20 protein-coding genes are annotated in these 17,564 nt (G+C 37.7%); 7 read left to right on the top strand and 13 right to left on the bottom strand.

Annotated features, from left to right (window positions below):
- Positions 1-145: 145 nt before the first annotated feature.
- Together ACK1JC_RS00765 and ACK1JC_RS00760 are read left to right on the top strand one after the other, a co-directional pair.
- Positions 146-1,450 (top strand): ABC1 kinase family protein, encoded by a 1,305-nt coding sequence (locus tag ACK1JC_RS00765; protein ID WP_409509945.1) that lies wholly within the window; start codon positions 146-148, stop codon positions 1,448-1,450.
- 328 nt (positions 1,451-1,778) lie between these two features.
- A complete protein-coding gene (locus tag ACK1JC_RS00760; RefSeq protein WP_409509944.1) occupies positions 1,779-2,027 on the top strand; it encodes a type B 50S ribosomal protein L31 in 249 nt (82 codons plus the stop codon).
- A 135-nt stretch (positions 2,028-2,162) separates the two neighbouring features.
- Here ACK1JC_RS00760 and crcB read toward each other — a convergent pair whose 3' ends face one another.
- Complete coding sequence (gene crcB, locus ACK1JC_RS00755) at positions 2,163-2,543, bottom strand: fluoride efflux transporter CrcB (RefSeq protein ID WP_409509943.1); 381 nt, start codon at positions 2,541-2,543, stop codon at positions 2,163-2,165.
- Positions 2,544-2,759: 216 nt separating this feature from the next.
- On the opposite strand from crcB, the gene ACK1JC_RS00750 reads away from it, so the two are divergent.
- The gene (locus ACK1JC_RS00750) at positions 2,760-3,092 is read left to right on the top strand and encodes a HopJ type III effector protein (protein ID WP_409509942.1); all 333 of its coding nucleotides are present in this window, start codon (positions 2,760-2,762) and stop codon (positions 3,090-3,092) included.
- A gap of 88 nt (positions 3,093-3,180) precedes the next feature.
- On the opposite strand, the gene ACK1JC_RS00745 is transcribed toward ACK1JC_RS00750, so the two are convergent.
- The 3 genes from ACK1JC_RS00745 to ACK1JC_RS00735 are packed head-to-tail and all read right to left on the bottom strand — an operon-like array spanning position 3,181 to position 5,530.
- On the bottom strand, positions 3,181-3,591 hold the full coding sequence (locus tag ACK1JC_RS00745) for a GFA family protein (protein ID WP_409509941.1): 411 nt from the start codon (positions 3,589-3,591) through the stop codon (positions 3,181-3,183).
- A gap of 60 nt (positions 3,592-3,651) precedes the next feature.
- Positions 3,652-4,881, bottom strand: a complete 1,230-nt coding sequence (locus ACK1JC_RS00740) for a TIGR03862 family flavoprotein (RefSeq protein WP_409509940.1) — start codon at positions 4,879-4,881, stop codon at positions 3,652-3,654.
- Complete coding sequence (locus ACK1JC_RS00735; protein WP_409510014.1) at positions 4,871-5,530, bottom strand: SAM-dependent methyltransferase; 660 nt, start codon at positions 5,528-5,530, stop codon at positions 4,871-4,873. Before ACK1JC_RS00735 ends, ACK1JC_RS00740 begins: the two co-directional genes overlap by 11 nt.
- 81 nt (positions 5,531-5,611) lie before the next feature.
- On the opposite strand from ACK1JC_RS00735, the gene ACK1JC_RS00730 reads away from it, so the two are divergent.
- Positions 5,612-5,785, top strand: a complete 174-nt coding sequence (locus tag ACK1JC_RS00730) for a DNA gyrase inhibitor YacG (RefSeq protein WP_409509939.1) — start codon at positions 5,612-5,614, stop codon at positions 5,783-5,785.
- A gap of 597 nt (positions 5,786-6,382) precedes the next feature.
- Here the strand turns inward: ACK1JC_RS00730 and ACK1JC_RS00725 are convergent.
- The 5 genes from ACK1JC_RS00725 to ACK1JC_RS00705 form a co-directional block, all read right to left on the bottom strand.
- Positions 6,383-7,027: an MBL fold metallo-hydrolase gene (locus ACK1JC_RS00725; protein ID WP_409509938.1), complete on the bottom strand. Its 645-nt coding sequence runs from the start codon at positions 7,025-7,027 to the stop codon at positions 6,383-6,385.
- A gap of 46 nt (positions 7,028-7,073) precedes the next feature.
- Positions 7,074-8,081 (bottom strand): ferrochelatase, encoded by a 1,008-nt coding sequence (gene hemH, locus ACK1JC_RS00720; protein ID WP_409509937.1) that lies wholly within the window; start codon positions 8,079-8,081, stop codon positions 7,074-7,076.
- A gap of 108 nt (positions 8,082-8,189) precedes the next feature.
- Positions 8,190-9,218, bottom strand: a complete 1,029-nt coding sequence (locus ACK1JC_RS00715) for a DUF4062 domain-containing protein (RefSeq protein WP_409509936.1) — start codon at positions 9,216-9,218, stop codon at positions 8,190-8,192.
- A gap of 115 nt (positions 9,219-9,333) precedes the next feature.
- Positions 9,334-10,212 carry a glutamate racemase gene (gene murI, locus ACK1JC_RS00710; protein WP_409509935.1) on the bottom strand — a complete coding sequence of 293 codons (879 nt, stop codon included), beginning with the start codon at positions 10,210-10,212 and terminating at the stop codon, positions 9,334-9,336.
- Positions 10,213-10,260: 48 nt separating this feature from the next.
- A complete protein-coding gene (locus ACK1JC_RS00705) occupies positions 10,261-10,872 on the bottom strand; it encodes a DUF1285 domain-containing protein (protein ID WP_409509934.1) in 612 nt (203 codons plus the stop codon).
- A gap of 214 nt (positions 10,873-11,086) precedes the next feature.
- Here ACK1JC_RS00705 and ACK1JC_RS00700 point away from each other — a divergent pair, with 214 nt between their 5' ends.
- Positions 11,087-12,799, top strand: coding sequence for a 4Fe-4S dicluster domain-containing protein (locus ACK1JC_RS00700; RefSeq protein ID WP_409509933.1), 1,713 nt, complete (start codon positions 11,087-11,089; stop codon positions 12,797-12,799).
- A gap of 92 nt (positions 12,800-12,891) precedes the next feature.
- Here the strand turns inward: ACK1JC_RS00700 and tusA are convergent, their stop codons facing one another.
- Entirely contained in the window at positions 12,892-13,149 is a 258-nt protein-coding gene (gene tusA / locus ACK1JC_RS00695; protein ID WP_409509932.1) for a sulfurtransferase TusA, read from the bottom strand.
- Positions 13,150-13,344: 195 nt separating this feature from the next.
- Between tusA and ACK1JC_RS00690 the strand changes: the two genes are divergently transcribed.
- Both ACK1JC_RS00690 and lnt read left to right on the top strand, forming a co-directional pair.
- Positions 13,345-14,184 (top strand): HlyC/CorC family transporter, encoded by an 840-nt coding sequence (locus ACK1JC_RS00690; RefSeq protein ID WP_409509931.1) that lies wholly within the window; start codon positions 13,345-13,347, stop codon positions 14,182-14,184.
- Positions 14,181-15,746, top strand: a complete 1,566-nt coding sequence (lnt, locus tag ACK1JC_RS00685) for an apolipoprotein N-acyltransferase (RefSeq protein ID WP_409509930.1) — start codon at positions 14,181-14,183, stop codon at positions 15,744-15,746. Before ACK1JC_RS00690 ends, lnt begins: the two co-directional genes overlap by 4 nt.
- Positions 15,747-15,829: 83 nt before the next feature.
- Here lnt and ACK1JC_RS00680 read toward each other — a convergent pair whose 3' ends face one another.
- The 3 genes from ACK1JC_RS00680 to gspG form a co-directional block, all read right to left on the bottom strand.
- Positions 15,830-16,168 (bottom strand): tRNA-binding protein, encoded by a 339-nt coding sequence (locus tag ACK1JC_RS00680; protein WP_409509929.1) that lies wholly within the window; start codon positions 16,166-16,168, stop codon positions 15,830-15,832.
- A 182-nt stretch (positions 16,169-16,350) separates the two neighbouring features.
- Entirely contained in the window at positions 16,351-16,686 is a 336-nt protein-coding gene (locus ACK1JC_RS00675) for a hypothetical protein (RefSeq protein WP_409509928.1), read from the bottom strand.
- A gap of 437 nt (positions 16,687-17,123) precedes the next feature.
- On the bottom strand, positions 17,124-17,561 hold the full coding sequence (gene gspG, locus ACK1JC_RS00670; protein ID WP_409509927.1) for a type II secretion system major pseudopilin GspG: 438 nt from the start codon (positions 17,559-17,561) through the stop codon (positions 17,124-17,126).
- Between the last annotated feature and the right edge of the window lie 3 nt (positions 17,562-17,564).

Genomic DNA, 17,564 nt, shown 5'->3' with positions numbered 1-17,564 from the left:
CTACATCTTTCGACTAAATACAATCAAAATATTGAAAAATAGCCAATGCGAAACAATATCTTAACAATTTGAAGTAGGCAGTCATGTAAATGTCACCTATGATCAAAACAATCATTATATTCTTCTTGTCGAAGGGCGCATCAGCATGTCAAAAAATGCAAGTACACCAGGCCGCCGCTTTATGAAGCTTGCGAGTATGACTGCAAGTATTGCGACAAAAACTGTTTCCAACTCCATTCGTAATTTTAATGCCGATGAAGACAAAAAAAATGAAGCTCGTAGTCAGCTTTTTCAAGATATTGGACTACAAATTGCTGATACCTTAGGCGAGATGAAAGGTGCGGCAATGAAAGTTGGGCAGATTGCCTCACAATATAAAGATATTTTCCCACCTGAAGTTGCAAGCGCGATTGCTAAACTACAACGCCAAGCACCAGCCATGCCCTTTGCTGAAATAAAACAACAAGTTGAAAGTGAGCTCAGACAGCCGATCAATAAAGCATTTACCCATTTTGAAGAGCAACCTTTTGCCGCAGCCTCGATTGGTCAAGTCCATAAAGCGATTTTACCCAATGGCACACCTGTCGTAGTAAAAGTACAGTATCCTGGTGTCGATACTGCCTGTGAAAGTGATCTTAAACAGGTTCGTTTAGCCTTACGCTTAATGGGTGTTTTAAAGGTCGATAAAAAACTCCAAGATCGCCTATTTCAAGAAATTCAACACAGTTTACATGAAGAACTCAACTACGAAATTGAAGCACAAAATCTTGAGGTTTTTCGTACCTTTCACCAGAGTTTAGACAGTAAAATTATTATTCCCAAAGTCTTTCCTGAACATTCAACACGGCGTGTTTTAACCTTAAGTTTTGAACAAGGTGAAAGTATTGAAACGGCCAGTACGTGGGACTTAACAATTCGTAATGATATTGGTCGTCGTTTGATTCAGGCATTGGGTCAACAAATGTTTTTCTTAAAGCGATTCCACTGTGACCCACACCCAGGTAACTTTGCTTTTCGTGAAAATGGCAGTGTAATTATTTACGATTTTGGTGGCGTAAAAACCTTATCGACTGACATTATTACTCACTTTAAATCATTGGTTAATGCTGCACGCAAACAAGATATTCCACGTATTGAAGATGAATTAACTGCACTTGATGCGCTCGCTGAAAAAAATAAATTTCCTGAAGATTTATATCAGCAATGGTTAGAAGTTTTATTGCGTCCACTGACCACACCTTATGATTTTGCAGAAAATTCAGCTCACCATGATGGGATGAAGCTCGTCAAGAAATCCTTCAAATATTGGGATGTTTTCAAACCATCACCAGATACATTGATGGTCAACCGAACCATATCAGGACAATATTGGAATCTTATTCATCTTAAAGTCAATGATGATTTAAACGATGTATTTGAAAGTTTAGTTCCATCCGAACAACTTAATTAAGCATATTTAAATAGATATATTTACATACCTTTTACAAAATGTTTGTACAACAAAACCTTATTTTAATATTTTTTTAAGTTAGCGAGACTAAATTATCTACATAGAAAGTCGTTATCTCATTCGACTTTTACTTAACACCTCTTAGAAGTCTATGCAAATATATCCTCCTGCTAGACTTCTTTTTTTATGTTTATTTTGATGCAACACTCTTCAAAATTATTTATTTTTCTTTTGAATACAATCACTCAGAAACCAGCTAAGTAACATCTCTTGACACATATATTGTTATATTATAACATTACAAAATCAACCCAATAAGAGATAAGAAATGCGTACAAATATCCATCCCGAATACCGTGAAGTTTTATTCCATGACACCAATGCTAATGCTTATTTTATCATTGGCAGCACACTCAACAGCAATAACACTCGTGAGTATGAAGGAAAATCATATCCTTACGTCAGCTTAGATATTTCGAGTGCTTCACATCCATTTTATACAGGTGAACAACGCCAAGTGAATAATGATGGTCGTATTGCAAACTTCAATAAACGCTTTGCACGTTTTAAACGCTAAGTATTATTCGATGTAAAGACAGAATACGATGAGTGAAATGAAGCATTCATTAAAAATATAGTTTGACTTTAAAGCCTGAATATCTCCCCAGATTCAGGCTTCTTTTTATTATTAAATATTGATTTTATAAAAGCGCTAAGCGGACTTTAAAAATATTTGAAATAAATAAAAACCCATCGCCAAACACAGCACACCCACGATCATACTCGACAGACTATACATGACAGCTATGTTCATTTGCCCTTGTCTGATTAACTGAAAAGTTTCCAAACCAAAACTTGAAAATGTAGTGAATCCACCAAAAATACCAACCATGACAAAAAGTCGAGTCTCATTTTGCAGTATAGGGTAGCGTTGACTTAAGGCAAAGAAGACGCCTGCAAGAAAACAGCCCAACACATTAATAGACCATGTTGCCCAAGGAAATAAACTCATTGGTCGCACAATGAGTAGCCCTGCACCATAGCGTAAGCAAGCACCTATTGCTCCACCACAAGCGACAAATAACCAATTCATTATATTCTCCACTTCATCAATTTCAGTTCAGCGGATAAGTCTTAATTTATCCACAAGTGATCAATTTCCAAATGCTTTCTTCAATTCCATCATTATGATTTTGTACAATTGAATCTATAGTTCATCACCACATTCAGCTATGATTCTGAGTGAAAAATAAAGGATGATGATTCAATTCATCTTCTCTCATCATAGATCATTCACTGGAGTATGCACATGTCACAGGAATTACTGAATCAACTTCAATCGGGCGAAGCTAAATTTTCCGATGTCATTGCTTTTATTGAAGCTCGTTATACACATACACCAACCGCATTTCAAAATGGTCAGCAACATAATGCAGCCACTGAAAACCAAGGTAGCGCAAAAGTATTTTCATTTGCTCAACTTAATGGACTTGATCAAACACAAACTTTAAGCCTATTTGCAGAACATTATGCGTCTGTATTGGCGACACCTGAAGCAACCGATCACCAAAACATTCGTCAATTTATACAAAATAGTTGGAATGGTATCAAGTTTGAAGGCACGGCTTTAGTTGTAAAATAATCTCATGCTGCTCCTCCCTTTGTTAAAGGTGAGCAGTATGACTGCGCAAGGGGAGGAATTAATAAAATTTATAACTTGATACAGCCACTTAAGGACGCTCCTTGTACTGAGGCAAACCATCACAAATAGTATCCCACTCTGCCTTATAGGCTGTGAAAATATGCATAACAGGCTTGTGTTCTAATGGTGTATCCAATGTTCCAATTCTTAAACGATAAGTATCGGGTGTCTCTGCTTTAATACTGATGATGGGCGAAGCACATTCACTACAAAAACAACGTGCTGTAGTTGGTGTTGATGCAAATTTTTTCAATAAATGTTCACCTTGAACAATTTTAAAATCTGCTTTTTTAATCGGAGCATTGGTAGCAAATGCCGTGCCATTGGCTTTGCGACAACGCTTGCAATGGCATTGAATTACTTCGCCAATTTCACCATGAATTTCATAGCGAATCGCACCGCATAAACAACTGCCTGTATAGATTTTTTCTTCGGACATTTTTATTCCTTCATCAATTGCGAACGCTTTTTAGGATACTAAAAAATATTCTACGCTCCATTACGATATAGATGATGATTGATCCAATTGTAAATATTGCACCACACCCTCACCTGCTGCACGACCTGTCGCAAAACATGCCGTCAACAAATAACCGCCTGTCGGTGCATCCCAATCAAGCATTTCACCACAACAGAAAACATAAGGATTCAATTTCAGCTGTAAATGTTGATTCAGTGCATTTTCACGTACACCACCTGCACAACTAATCGCCTCTTCAATTGGGCGAAAACCATCTAAAGTAATAGCTAAATTTTTAATTTGAAACGCTAATTTTTCAGGCTGTTGCCAAATGGATTTATCGACTAACTCTCGGACTAAATTGGCTTTTGCACTATCTAAACCAGCCTTACGCCAAACATTACTCATCGACTGTTTCTTTGAAGATTGTAATTTTTGCGTAAGCTGTTCAATACTTTGATCGGGCAACAAGTCCAAATGAAGTATCATCGGCTGCCCTACTTTTTGCAAAGTGCGCAATGCTCGACCTTGTTTATAAATCAGCCCACTTTCAAGCCCATAATGTGAGATGACAATATCACCTTGGGTTTTCTGTTGATGGTCAAGCCATGCATCTACACGCTTTAAAGGTTGCCCAAATACAGGCTGCATATAGCTTGACCACTTGCGCTCTACGCCAGCATTACTTGGTTGAAAATTTTCAATGGCATCAGCATTTAACCATTTTTGCCAAGCACCATCACTACCCAAGCGTGACCAAGACACAGCCCCACATGCTAAAACTATCGCATCAAATTTCTGCTCAAATTGTTGCTGATTTTTTTGATCTAAAATAGTGAGTTGATTGTCAGCCAAATTCATAATTTGATGCCTATAATGGAATTTTACGCCTTGTTCCATCAAGCGTTTTAACCAAGCTCGAAGCAGCGGTGCAGCTTTCATTTCAATGGGAAAAATTCGTCCTGAACTGCCTGTATATGATTCAATACCTAGACCTTGCATCCACGCTTGAATCCATTTTGCATCCCATTGTTCAACCCAAGGCTTTAACCATTCCACGTGGTCATAACGTTGAATAAACTGTGTAACAGGTTCTGCATGAGAAATATTCAAACCAGTTTTGCCTGCCATCAAAAATTTACGTGCAGCAGAAGGCTTTTGTTCAAAAACATGAATCTCTAGTTGAGTACTCTTAAGCTGACTCAATACTTCTGCAGTCATCAATCCAGCAGGCCCTGCACCAATAATGGCAACTTTTTTAATTTGCATCTGCTGGCTCAGAAGCTTGTGCATTTTGACCTTGTATAGGCATGAAATCATCAAAACGCGTGGTGTAACTTTCAGGTTTTGAAATAATCAATTGCTGACACAGCTCACCACGTTCTAAATATTTAATTTCAAAATGAGTTCTTGCCGATGTCGCAGGAATGACCTCTTTGACATAAGGTAATTTCCAAACATCAATGAGTTGCTTTTCTGCCTCGGCAATATATTCAGGAATATTACTCGCCAATGTCACCGTGCCATTCACCCGTAAACGTGAAACCAAAAACTCAAAAAATGGCATATTCAACCAACGCTGAGCGGGATTATGTGGCTCAGGGTTTGGATAAAGAATAAAAAACTGTTCGACTTGTGCAGGAAAAAGTGCATGAACAACCCATGGCACAGCATCCGCATGCATAGGTATTAAATTTTTTTGACCTTCAAGTTGATGTTGTTTTTGCATCGCTACAAATTTTTCACGTGTTCGCTCAATTGCAATCAATTGCTGTTCAGAATTTTGCTCTGTAAACAGTAAGGCATGCTTACCTTTTCCTGCACCAATCTCCACACAAATCGGCTGATTTTCAATAGAAATAAAATCACGAGGCGCATGCATACGCTGTGCTTGAAATTGACGAATCGGCATAATCAGATCAAACTAAGAGAAATCAAATGTAAGTCTAACAATTCCTGACTCGCTTTCCTATTTTTTCACTTATTTTTGGAGTATTTCATGTCTGTTCCACGTACATTTCCTTGCCCACGTTGTGGTGAACCATCTACTTGGGAAGGTAATGAATTTCGCCCTTTTTGCTCAGAGCGTTGCAAGATGATTGATTTGGGTGCTTGGGCAAGTGACGAATATAAACTTCCAACTGAAGATGCCCCGCAAGCAGAAGACAATTAGATTTTTAGTGATTTAAATTAAACAAATATACAAAAAACAACAATTCAATCACATTCTTAATGTAGTATATTTTACAGTTACATTAAAAAGTAGCTTTAAACTTTTTTGAAAAAGTTCATATTTTCGTCATCATTATAATTTATAACTCATTTTAAGCTGTATTAAATCTAATTCAAAAACTGCTTAAAATGACTTTAGGAGTATTATCATGCATATAAGTTTAAAAATTTTACTTTCCACTTTCATGCTACTTTCTATTTTTTTTGTAACGTTAGGTCTGTATAGCCTTGATCTATTGTTACTTAGCGTTGCTATTCTATTTATCGTTGCTTCCATATTAATTGTTCTTGAAGCAAAACAATCGTTACATAATCCATTTAGTCACTAAAAAAGATACAATCAGATGTACAAGATAAGCGATAGATATAAAATAGAAAGTAACAATATATAAAAATATACGTAAACATTTTTAATGTTGCCTAAGGACAAAAAACTTTTCATTAAATTGACAAAATACTTTTAGCTTTGTAAAAACAAAAAAAATAATAAAAAATATAATATCGCCCCTGATCTAAAAAGATTAAGGGCTTTTTAATTTTAACCCGCTTTTCCTGCAACAAAAGGGTTATGTTGTTTTTCAAAACCAATCGTACTCATTGGCCCATGCCCTGAAATAAACTGTGTTTCATCAGGTAAACTAAAACATTCACGATGTATTGATTCAATCAGTTGAGCATGATTACCTCGTGGAAAATCAGTACGACCAATAGAACCTTTAAACAACACATCACCTGTCCATAGAACACCATAATTTTTATTGTAAAAAACTACATGACCTGGTGTATGACCTGGTGCAAAACGAACTTCAAATTCTTCTTGCCCAAGTTTTAAGACTTCACCACCCTCTAGCCACTGATTGACAATGACAGGTTCTGGAATGGGGAAGCCATAACGAGCGGAGACTTCTTGAATCATATCCAACCAAAATTGATCTTCTTTATGTGGCCCAATCACAGGAACATTCCATATTTTAACCAATGCACCCACAGCTCCAGCATGATCTAAATGACCATGTGTCAACCATAGCGCTTTCACTGTTAAGCCCAATGCTTCAACTTCAGCTTGAAGTTTTTCAGCATCACCGCCCGCATCAATCAAAACAGCTTCTTTAGTTTCTGAATCCCAAATAATCGAACAATTTTGTTGAAATGCCGTGACAGGTACAATTTTAACTTGCAGCATACATTTCTCCTGCCACCTTGAAATAGAAAATCTTGAAATAAAAAATTTATGAAATGAGTGTCTGTTTCAATGCATCAAGCTGTGCTTGAACCAATGTACTCAATAATTGAATATGATCTGCTCGATCATTCAGTGCCGGAATATACGCATAGTGCTTTCCGCCCGCATGCATAAAAAGTTCAGCATTTTGTAAAGCAAGCTCTTCAAGTGTTTCCAAGCAATCTGCTGAAAATGCAGGACTCAAGACTTGCACAGAAGCCACACCTTGCTCAGCCCACTCTTGCAGTATTCGATCTGTATAAGGCTTAACCCATTCCTGTTTCCCAAAACGCGATTGAAAGCTAATAGCCCATTGCGTTTCATTTAAACCGAGTGCCTGTGCAACTTTTTTTGCAGTGATACGACAGCGCTCAGCATAAGGATCGCCTTTATCAGCATAAGGTTGTGGAATACCATGAAATGACATCAACAATTTATCAGCTTGACCATGTTCGGACTGATAATCTCGCACACTTGCAGCCAATGCTTCAATATATAAAGGATGTTGATAATAATCACGAATCAGACTTAGACCCGGTAAATTACGCTGAGTCTTCACCCAATCCGCTATCGCATCATATAACGGTGCTGTCGATGTTGCAGAATATTGCGGAAATAAGGGCAATAAGATGACATGATCATATTGAGCTTGTGTCGCATTCGCCAAAATGGTTGAAATCCCTGGCGTACCATACGTCATTGCAGGAACAATATTTATTTCAAATTCAGGATATACAGAAATAATTTGCTGTTGAAGCGCTTGAACCTGTTGATTTAAAATTAAGCGCATTGGAGAATCTTCAGTCCAAATCTGCGCATACGCTTGCGCCACTTTTTTAGGACGAAAAGGTAAAACAAAACTGTACAGAATGATCTTCCACAAAAATTTAGGAATCTCAATTACTCGACCATCTGACAGAAACTCTTCAAGGAATCGGCGAACACCAGAAGTGGTTGGTTCATCTGGTGTTCCCAAATTTGCAATCATCACCAAAATTTTAGGCTTTACAGACATTCTCTTAAATTCCAACACACTTTTAGACATCTAATATAGTACCTGATGCTCTATGGAACACGTACTTTATCAATATGATGTTTTCATCATCCCCGATTGATGAAAAGTTCAAAGAATCGGTGTGCGACGCCCAATTTGGCCATCACCTTCAATTAATTTTAAAGCTTTTGCGGTCATTTGCCAAAGCATACGTTGACGATCATCACGTCCTACAGGTACAACCCATTCATTTTGACGCATTTGTTGTTTAATGGTATGTAATGCGCGAATATTAATCTGTGCACGAGAAACAGCGTGCGCTCGAGGCATGACCCTCAAAGCATCATTGAGACCTGTATTATTCAAATGTTCATTGAGTACTTTTGAGAAAAATTCTTCAGGCATTTGTTCACGAAATTCGCTAGAAAGTACTTTCACCAATTCAAGCCAACTCATCTCACGCATTGGCGTTAATTCTCTAAAGTTACCATCCTGATAGGCATGCATGCGGTAATCAAAGCTAAAAATTTCATTGCTATACACTTTTGGTAAAGTCAAAAATGGATCAACTTCTTTTAAGCCATGTACGGTAGTTTGTTCTGAGCGAGCTTTAGCAAGTTCTGATTTTAACTTATCAATCTCATCTTGTAATACTTGTAAATTTTGTGGACGCACCCAACCAACAACTGGATAACGCTCTAACATTTGCGGCATATAAGAACGAACTGCTAACTCTAGATCACGTAATGTTTTATAAGTTACGACTTGTTCGACTTCTTTTTGTAGCTGATGACGGAATTCTTTAAACTTATCTTTCAATGCAGTCGTCTGATCTTGTAGATCATTTTGCCGTGTTTCAGGTGCATCATGCATAAAGACAATTATTGGTTTTTGTTTGGTGACTGCATAAATGTATTCAAGATGCATATAACCTACACCTGATACAGATTGCTCCCCATACTGGCTACCCAAGAGCAATAAAACATAATCGCAGTCATCAATTTGACGACGTGCAAAAGCAGTACTCAATGGCGTCCGTTGTTCAAGCCCCCATGAAAAAAAGCCCATTCCAATCAGAGTCTGAGTCACCACCATTCGTTCAGGCTGCATTTCTTTGCCTGATGTTGTAATAAAAACTTGATAACGCTTATCGAGCATAGGTAAACCCTTTTCTCTCTCACATCCTTAAAGTTCAAACCTTCCCCAAAGTCGATTTGATGGTTACATGCCCTACACTTATGAAAAGTAAAAACAAACATATGACCGAACTATTTTAGTTCAGTTTATCAACAATATTTTCAATTGACCACGTAATATTTTGTAAAATCATATGCCTAAGCACAGGTTGTAATACTGAGGCATTATTTCCACTCGTAAAACATCTTAATCTAATTTGATTATTTTGTAGCTTTTCTGATACTAAACTATTTTTAATTAAAATTCTTGAAGTTTGTCTTGCAACAGCATGTCCCGAATCAATCAAAGTGAATTGCTCAGGATACAACTGCTGAATTGTTTGTTTTAAAAATGGATAATGCGTACAACCTAAGACCAAATAGTCTGCGCCTTGATCAACTACAGGTTGTAGTATTTTTTTCAAACTATTAATACATGCTTCACTACTCTGCTCTCCTGCTTCAACAAAAGGAACTAAATCTAAGCAAGTGACAGGTAAAACTTGTACTCCCAAAGGCTCCGCAAAATGATGTACAACTTCTTTTATTAATTGACCACGAAATGTTGCAGGTGTTGCCAATACTGAAACAACCTTACTTTTACTCTGTAGAACCGCCGGTTTTAAGGCAGGTACTAAGCCGATGATTGGGAAATCATCGCCATAATGTGAACGCAAATAATCTAGGCTAAATGCTGAGGCGGTATTACATGCCACAACCGCAACTTTACAACCTTGTCGATAGAGCCATTCAATTGCATGCGCAGTCAGTTCACGAATATTTTGATCCGTCCGTGGGCCATACGGTACATGTGCTGTATCTGCATAATACAAAATACGTTCATTTGGCAGATATGTCGCAATCTCCTGAGCAACGGATAAGCCGCCTATTCCAGAATCAAAAATACCAATCGGTGCATCTGCTGAAGCCCGAGGCATTGGATTTTCTAAAGGATATAAAGGAAGAATAGCGCTCATTTGATCCACTGCATTTATGAGTCAACAATAATAAATTAAGCTTAAACCTCATGTGCCTAATTGCAAGTGCAAATCACCACTTTGTAACGATAATATGGCTCCACCTTGTTCATTTTCTAGTAGGCTTCCATATTCAACTAAATGAAAGAATACATTGCGCTGAATTAAAGCATTGATGCCAAAACGAATATGTACATAAGGTCGAAGCTCACCTTGATACTCACGCATAAAAATTGGATGCTCAGCATCAACTATAACAATGTCTTGATTGGTTGTCGTAACTTGTAAATACGTCTGTCCTTCAAGCTCAACTTGATCGACTTGATTAACCAACAAAGGCTCGTCTTCAACCTCAATTTCAATTTGCTCAACAGGCGTCTTTAAATAGAATATTCCATCTTCTTTCCAAAGTACTTTGGTGAATAAGTCTAGTAAAGGCTGACGCTTGATCAATTGACCTTCGTGCCACCACTCTCCATTGGCTTTTACCCTCAAATCCATTTTGCCACAATGCTTTGGCTTCCAGTCTGCTATAGGCGGTATTGACCTTTTGTGACTGACGTGTACATCTTTTAAGTATTGTGCAATGTTCGTTAAATTTTTATGATCAGAATCAGACTGATATTGCGCTTCTGAGCTTGAATTATTTTGATTTACCATGGTTTATACCTTGCTGACTTAAAAATAATACGACTCAGCCAATTGGCTAGATCAAGGTTTATAACTATACTAGCGCAAAATATATGAATGATATGAATATATATTCATATCAGTGAAATTTAGAACACTCACGGCAGCACCGATTTATTGTTTTTCAACTTAATAATCAATAAATGCATACGGTTGCCACCCCTTGAAATATGAGGAGTCCTACATGGAACACATCGAACGTGAAGCGATGGAGTTTGACGTAGTCATCGTAGGCGCAGGCCCTGCAGGTCTTTCTGCTGCGATTAAAATTCGTCAATTGGCTATTGAAAACAATCTTCCAGACCTTTCTGTCTGTGTGGTTGAAAAAGGCTCTGAAGTTGGTGCGCATATCCTTTCTGGTGCTGTACTTGAACCTCGTGCAATCAATGAACTTTTCCCAAATTGGAAAGAAGAAGGTGCACCTTTAAATGTGCCTGTGACTGAAGACAAGACTTATTTCTTAATGTCTGCTGAAAAGTCACAAGAAGCGCCACATTGGATGGTGCCTAAAACGATGCATAATGACGGTAACTATGTTATTTCATTGGGTAATGTTGTTCGTTGGTTAGGTACGAAAGCTGAAGAATTAGAAGTCTCTATCTTCCCTGGTTTTGCTGCATCTGAGATCCTTTATCATGCGGACGGTTCTGTAAAAGGCATCCAAACAGGTGATATGGGTATTGGCAAAGATGGCGAACCTACGCATAACTTTACACCAGGTTACGAACTTCATGCGAAATACACCATTTTTGCTGAAGGTTGCCGTGGTCACTTAGGTAAACGCCTACTTGCTAAATTTGATTTAGACAAAGATGCTGATCCGCAACATTACGGTATTGGTATTAAAGAACTTTGGGAAATAGATCCTGCAAAACATAAACCTGGTTTAGTGATGCATGGTTCAGGCTGGCCTTTAACTGAAACGGGTTCTTCAGGTGGTTGGTGGTTATATCACGCTGAAAATAACCAAGTGACTTTGGGTATGATCACGGATTTATCTTATGAAAATCCAAACATGTATCCATTTGCAGAAATGCAACGTTGGAAAACACATCCGCTGATCAAGCAATATCTTGAAGGTGGTAAACGTATTTCTTATGGCGCACGTGCAGTGGTAAAAGGTGGTTTAAACTCTTTACCTAAATTGACGTTCCCTGGTGGTTGCTTGATTGGTGATGATGCAGGTTTCTTAAACTTTGCAAAAATCAAAGGCTCTCACACTGCAATGAAATCAGGCATGCTATGTGGTGAAGCTGTATTTGAAGCAATTGCTGCTGGTGTAGAAAAAGGTGGTGATTTAGCTGTTGCTCGTGTCACTGAAGGCGAAGATCTCTTTGCTAAAGAATTGACTGCGTACACAGACAAATTCAACAATAGTTGGTTAAAAGAAGAGTTACACCGTTCACGTAACTTCGGCCCTGCAATGCACAAATTCGGTTTGTGGATGGGTGGTGCATTTAACTTTATCGATCAAAACATCTTTAAAGTGCCATTCACTTTGCATGATTTAGCACCTGATTTCAGCGTGTTGAAAACTGTAGATACTGCGACATTCAAACCGACCTATCCTAAAGCAGATGGTAAAATTACGTTTGACCGTTTGTCTTCGGTATTCGTCTCAAATACCGTACATGAAGAAAATCAGCCTGCGCATTTGAAATTGACTGATGCTTCTATTCCTGTAAACGTAAACTTACCAAAATGGGATGAGCCTGCTCAACGTTATTGCCCTGCTGGTGTTTATGAAATCATGGAAAATGATGATGGTTCTAAGCGTTTCCAAATTAACGCTGCAAACTGTGTACATTGTAAGACTTGTGATATTAAAGACCCATCGCAAAACATCACTTGGGTAACACCTGAAGGTGGTGGTGGTCCAAATTATCCTAACATGTAATCTTTATTGAGATAAAAATAAACCCGCTGAATGCGGGTTTATTAATTTCAATTCTGACTTTTTATAGATATTGACTCAATATCAAAGACAATCTAGCCTTTCTGTACCAAATAATGAAATTCTTTATTACCCTGCTCATCTAGTTTTTCTTCTTGCAATAACAACTCATGTCCAAGATGCATACAAAATTTAGGAATATCCCAAGACGTTGAATTATCCGTTGCAAAAACTTCAACAATATCCCCTGATTGAGATTTACGAATTGCCTGATGCAACATCATCACAGGTTCAGGACAACGTAAACCACGTGTATTTAACTGAATGCTCGGTGCAGGCAATTGTTCAGACATCATCAAACTCAAACTCAAACTTAATTTAGACTTTGTATATTTTAACACAAAGTCGATTTATGATGATCTGCTTATGATCTCAAGCACCAGGATGACGCAAGCATTCATCTTTCTCCTGTTTATTCGATAGACATCTGTATTTTCTTCGGTATGATAAAATTTACATTTTTGAAATAAGTATCTTCAGGAAAGATCATGCAAGACGAATCAGGCCCATCGTGGGGTATGCGCGGTTTACGTAAATGGTTAGGAACTGCGCCCGAAACCCGCGATGAACTGCTCAAATTGGTTCAGGATTCTCGTCGTTTTTTAGAACCTGATACTGTCGCAATGTTAGAAGGCGTATTAGACCTTCCTGCAACAAAAGTTCGTGAAGTGATGACGCCACGCACATCTATGGTTAGCTTACAAGAAGATGACCAAATCCTTGATATTTTACATGTTTTAGTTGAATCAGCGCATTCACGTTTTCCAGTCTTTTCATCAGACCAACCAGACAATGTTGTTGGTATTTTACTTGCTAAAGATTTATTACCATTTATGACTGATCCTTCAGTCAATGTCGACATTCGTAATTTAATGCGTCAACCGTTGTTTGTCCCTGAAAGTGCGCGTTCAGACCAACTGTTACGTATGTTAAAAAACACTCAAACGCATATTGCAATTGTGATTGACGAATATGGCACAACGTCAGGTTTAGTCACCTTAGAAGATATACTTGAAGAAATTGTCGGTGAAATTGAAGACGAACATGACAATGTCGATGAAGAAGCGCAATTTATTGTTCCTGACAATGACCATACCACGGCAAATACATGGATCGTTCAAGCACTTACACCAATTGAACACTTTAACACAGTTTTAGATGCAGACTTTTCTGACGATGAAGTAGAAACTGTCGGGGGATTATTGCTTCAGGAAATTGGATTGGTGAGTGATTTACAAGGACAAGTGATTGAACTTGAAGATTGGCAATTTACCATCATTGAAGCAGATGCCCGCACTATTCATCTGATTCGAGCTGTACGTAAATGAGAGCCTACTTTGACAAGCTGTTAAATTCTTCACAACAACAAAAACAGTTACCAATGATTTATCCCCTGATCATTTCATTGATCGCAGGTGCGGTGTTTAGTTTAGCACTAGCACCTTTTCATTGGTGGTGGCTTGCCATCTTGTCACCTGCTTTGCTCTATGCATGTTTGCATCAGCGTACACCAAAACAAGCCTTTGCGATTGGTCTAAGCTATGGCTTCGGCTTATGGTTTGTCGGTGCTTTTTGGCTATACACCTCTATTCATGTATATGGCGATACCAATGCATTCTTAAGTGTGTTGATGATTGCGATCATGGCATTGGTCATGGGTTTATTCAGTGCAGTTCAAACATGGTTTTACCGCCGTTTTTTCCCTGAAACCCCACTCACCTTTGCGCCAATTTGGGTTTTCTTTGAATGGGCTAAAACTTGGGTCTTTACAGGATTCCCTTGGCTCTTTGCAGGCTACGCCTTTACTGAACGCTTACTCGACAATTATGCGCCGCTGTTTGGTGTATTCGCCGTTTCATTTGTGGTAATTATTTTTGCATCTGCTTTGGTTGAGATTTTACGACGTAAATGGTTTTGGGCAATTCCTTCCGTACTGTTAATTTTAGGTGCTTGGGCTGCATCATCTATCCAATTTGTACAACCCAAAGCTGAAAAGCCATTATCGGTTTCATTGGTGCAAGGTAATATTCCACAAGATCTTAAATGGCTGACCGAATACCAAGTCAAAACAGTTCAAATTTATGTCAAACTCAGTCAAACGGAATGGGGACGTGATCTCATCGTTTGGCCTGAATCGTCTATTCCTATGTTTCAAACTGATGCGCCCGTACCTGAGCTCATTGAATACATGAAACAAATGGGGCAAAAACACAAAACTTCATGGGTTACAGGCATTCCATATTGGGACTTAAAAGAGTCAGAGCAAAATGGCTTCCCAATGTATTACAACAGCATGATGGCAATGGGAGATCAGGCTTCAGGTTTATATAAAAAACAACGTCTGGTACCATTTGGAGAATACATTCCTCTTTCAGGTTTACTCAGTTGGGTACTTCCTGCTTTGCAAAATGATCCCTCTATGAGTGGTTTCTCTCGTGGCGACAGCGATCAAAAACCTTTTAAAATTAAAGGACATAATCTTGCTGCCGCAGTTTGCTATGAAGTGGCATATCCTAATTTAACACGGCGTAATGCAGCACAAAGTGACTTCTTGGTGACCGTATCGAATGATGCATGGTTCACAGGCACCGCAGGTCCTTTACAACATCTGCAAATGGTACAAATGCGTGCCAAAGAAAATGGTCGTTGGTTTATTCGTGCCACCAATACAGGTGTAACTGCATTTATTGATCACAATGGTCATATTGTTAGTCGTGCGCCAATGGAAAAAGAAGCTGTACTACGTGGTGACTTACCTGCAATGCAAGGACATACTTGGTATACTCGTTTCAGTGATTGGCCGATTTTAGTATTCTCATTCTTATTACTTCTTTTAGGTTCATTCTATCGTCCTAAAGTGGTCGATGTTAGCTTTAAATCTAGACGCTAATAAAATTAAATTCTTAAAAAAACAAAGCAATGCTTTGTTTTTTTATACTTAAAATATGAAAAAGCTTTCAATAGACCTCAATCCTAAAGTAGTTTCGTGCCTAAGGGGACTATCGTATCGGGCACACATAATACAACATGCCCATCTTGATTATGAAAACCCGTAACTAAACATTCTGATTGAATCGATCCAATTTGTTTTTTTGGAAAATTTATCACAGCAACGACTTGCTTACCGATTAAATCATCAAGTTGATAAAAGTCCGTAATTTGCGCACTTGATTTTTTGACCCCAATATCTTCACCAAAATATATATGTAAAATATAAGCAGGCTTACGCGCTTTTGCAAAAACTTCTGCTGAAATAATTTCCCCGACTCGTAACTCTACTTTTAAAAAATCATCCCACTCTATATTTTGCATTATTTTTCGACCTTTTCATCTACCTGTTTTTTATACTATAAGGTGAGTACTCAATAAAATCCTGAATGAAAAATGACAAACAATCCCACAAAAAAGACAGTTTTTATTTTTCTAAATTTTAAACTCTTAGAATCAAAAAAGCCGAGATATTGCTCGGCTTTTGGCATCTTCCATCGAAAAGATTATAATTGTACAGCCAAATAAGAAACCATCACCGCAAGAAAAAGCATCGGAATATGGCGGTATAAATGAATAGAATATTGTTCTATTTTAGAGCTTAACTTTGTTTGAAGTTGCACGCTCATCATATTCAAGGCGCTATAAAAACTTAAAATCGCTAATGCACTAAATACGCTGACTGCCATAAATCCAATCATGATTTGGCTACTTGCATCTGCACCGTGTAACAGGTTTAAAAAGACCTGACTCACAGGCAATAAACTTAAGATTAAGAGTACAGATTTCAGCATTGACCAATGAAAAATGCTGATTTCATCTGATAATATTAATGCTTTCATCATATTCTCCCTGCCAAAGTGACTGTATTAATACTATTATGCAAGCTTTAAATTAAATAAAAAGTCTATTTTTATCCATACTTTAAGTTTCTTGTAACTATTAGCTATGGGAATAATTCTTATTATAACTATCAAATAACAATTTTTTAAATTTTATATATTTTTCAAAACTTTAGGATTATTTTGTGAATTAAGAAAGATTATCACTTCACTCTGCATTGATTTACTCAATTAAGCCAAGTGATAAATATTCTCTTATTTTTAAAATCAGTCCCTCTGCTATTAGGAGAAAGTTAGGAAAATGTTTTTATTTAAAATACTCGCATCTTCTTACTGAGCTTAATCTTCACCCTGAGTTATATATCGTACAAAAGGAGAAACTTAAAATTTAAATGAACTTAATATTCAAGTTTTTCCTTTTACACAAACTCTAATTATTACGGCTGATAATAAATATCAGCATCATTTCCTTCGCCACCTTGTTTACCGTCAGCGCCAAAAGAATATAAATCGAAAGTACGTCCTTCAGAACCTGGGATGACATATTGCAAATCATTTTCCCAACTGTCTTTTGGATATTTTCCACCTTTAATATAACCGCCTTGCACCCAATTTTTCGCTGTTGCAGGCTGAGTAATCAAGGCTTCTAAACCGCCTTCTTGCGAGTTTGGATAATGCCCATTGTCCAATTTATATTGATCTAGTGAACCAGCAATATTTTGTAATGCAATTTTTGTGGTATCGACTTTGGCTTTTTCACCACGACCCATTACGTTTGGCACAATCAATGCCGCAAGCACACCCAAAATAACAATTACAACCATGACTTCAATTAATGTAAAACCTGATTGTCTATGTGACACTTTCCGTTGCATTCA

The organism is Acinetobacter sp. TY2, assembly GCF_046269225.1.
Classification (GTDB): Bacteria; Pseudomonadota; Gammaproteobacteria; order Pseudomonadales; family Moraxellaceae; genus Acinetobacter.
The sequence above is the reverse complement of the archived record's forward strand: the minus strand, read 5'-3'. Positions and strand labels throughout refer to the sequence as shown.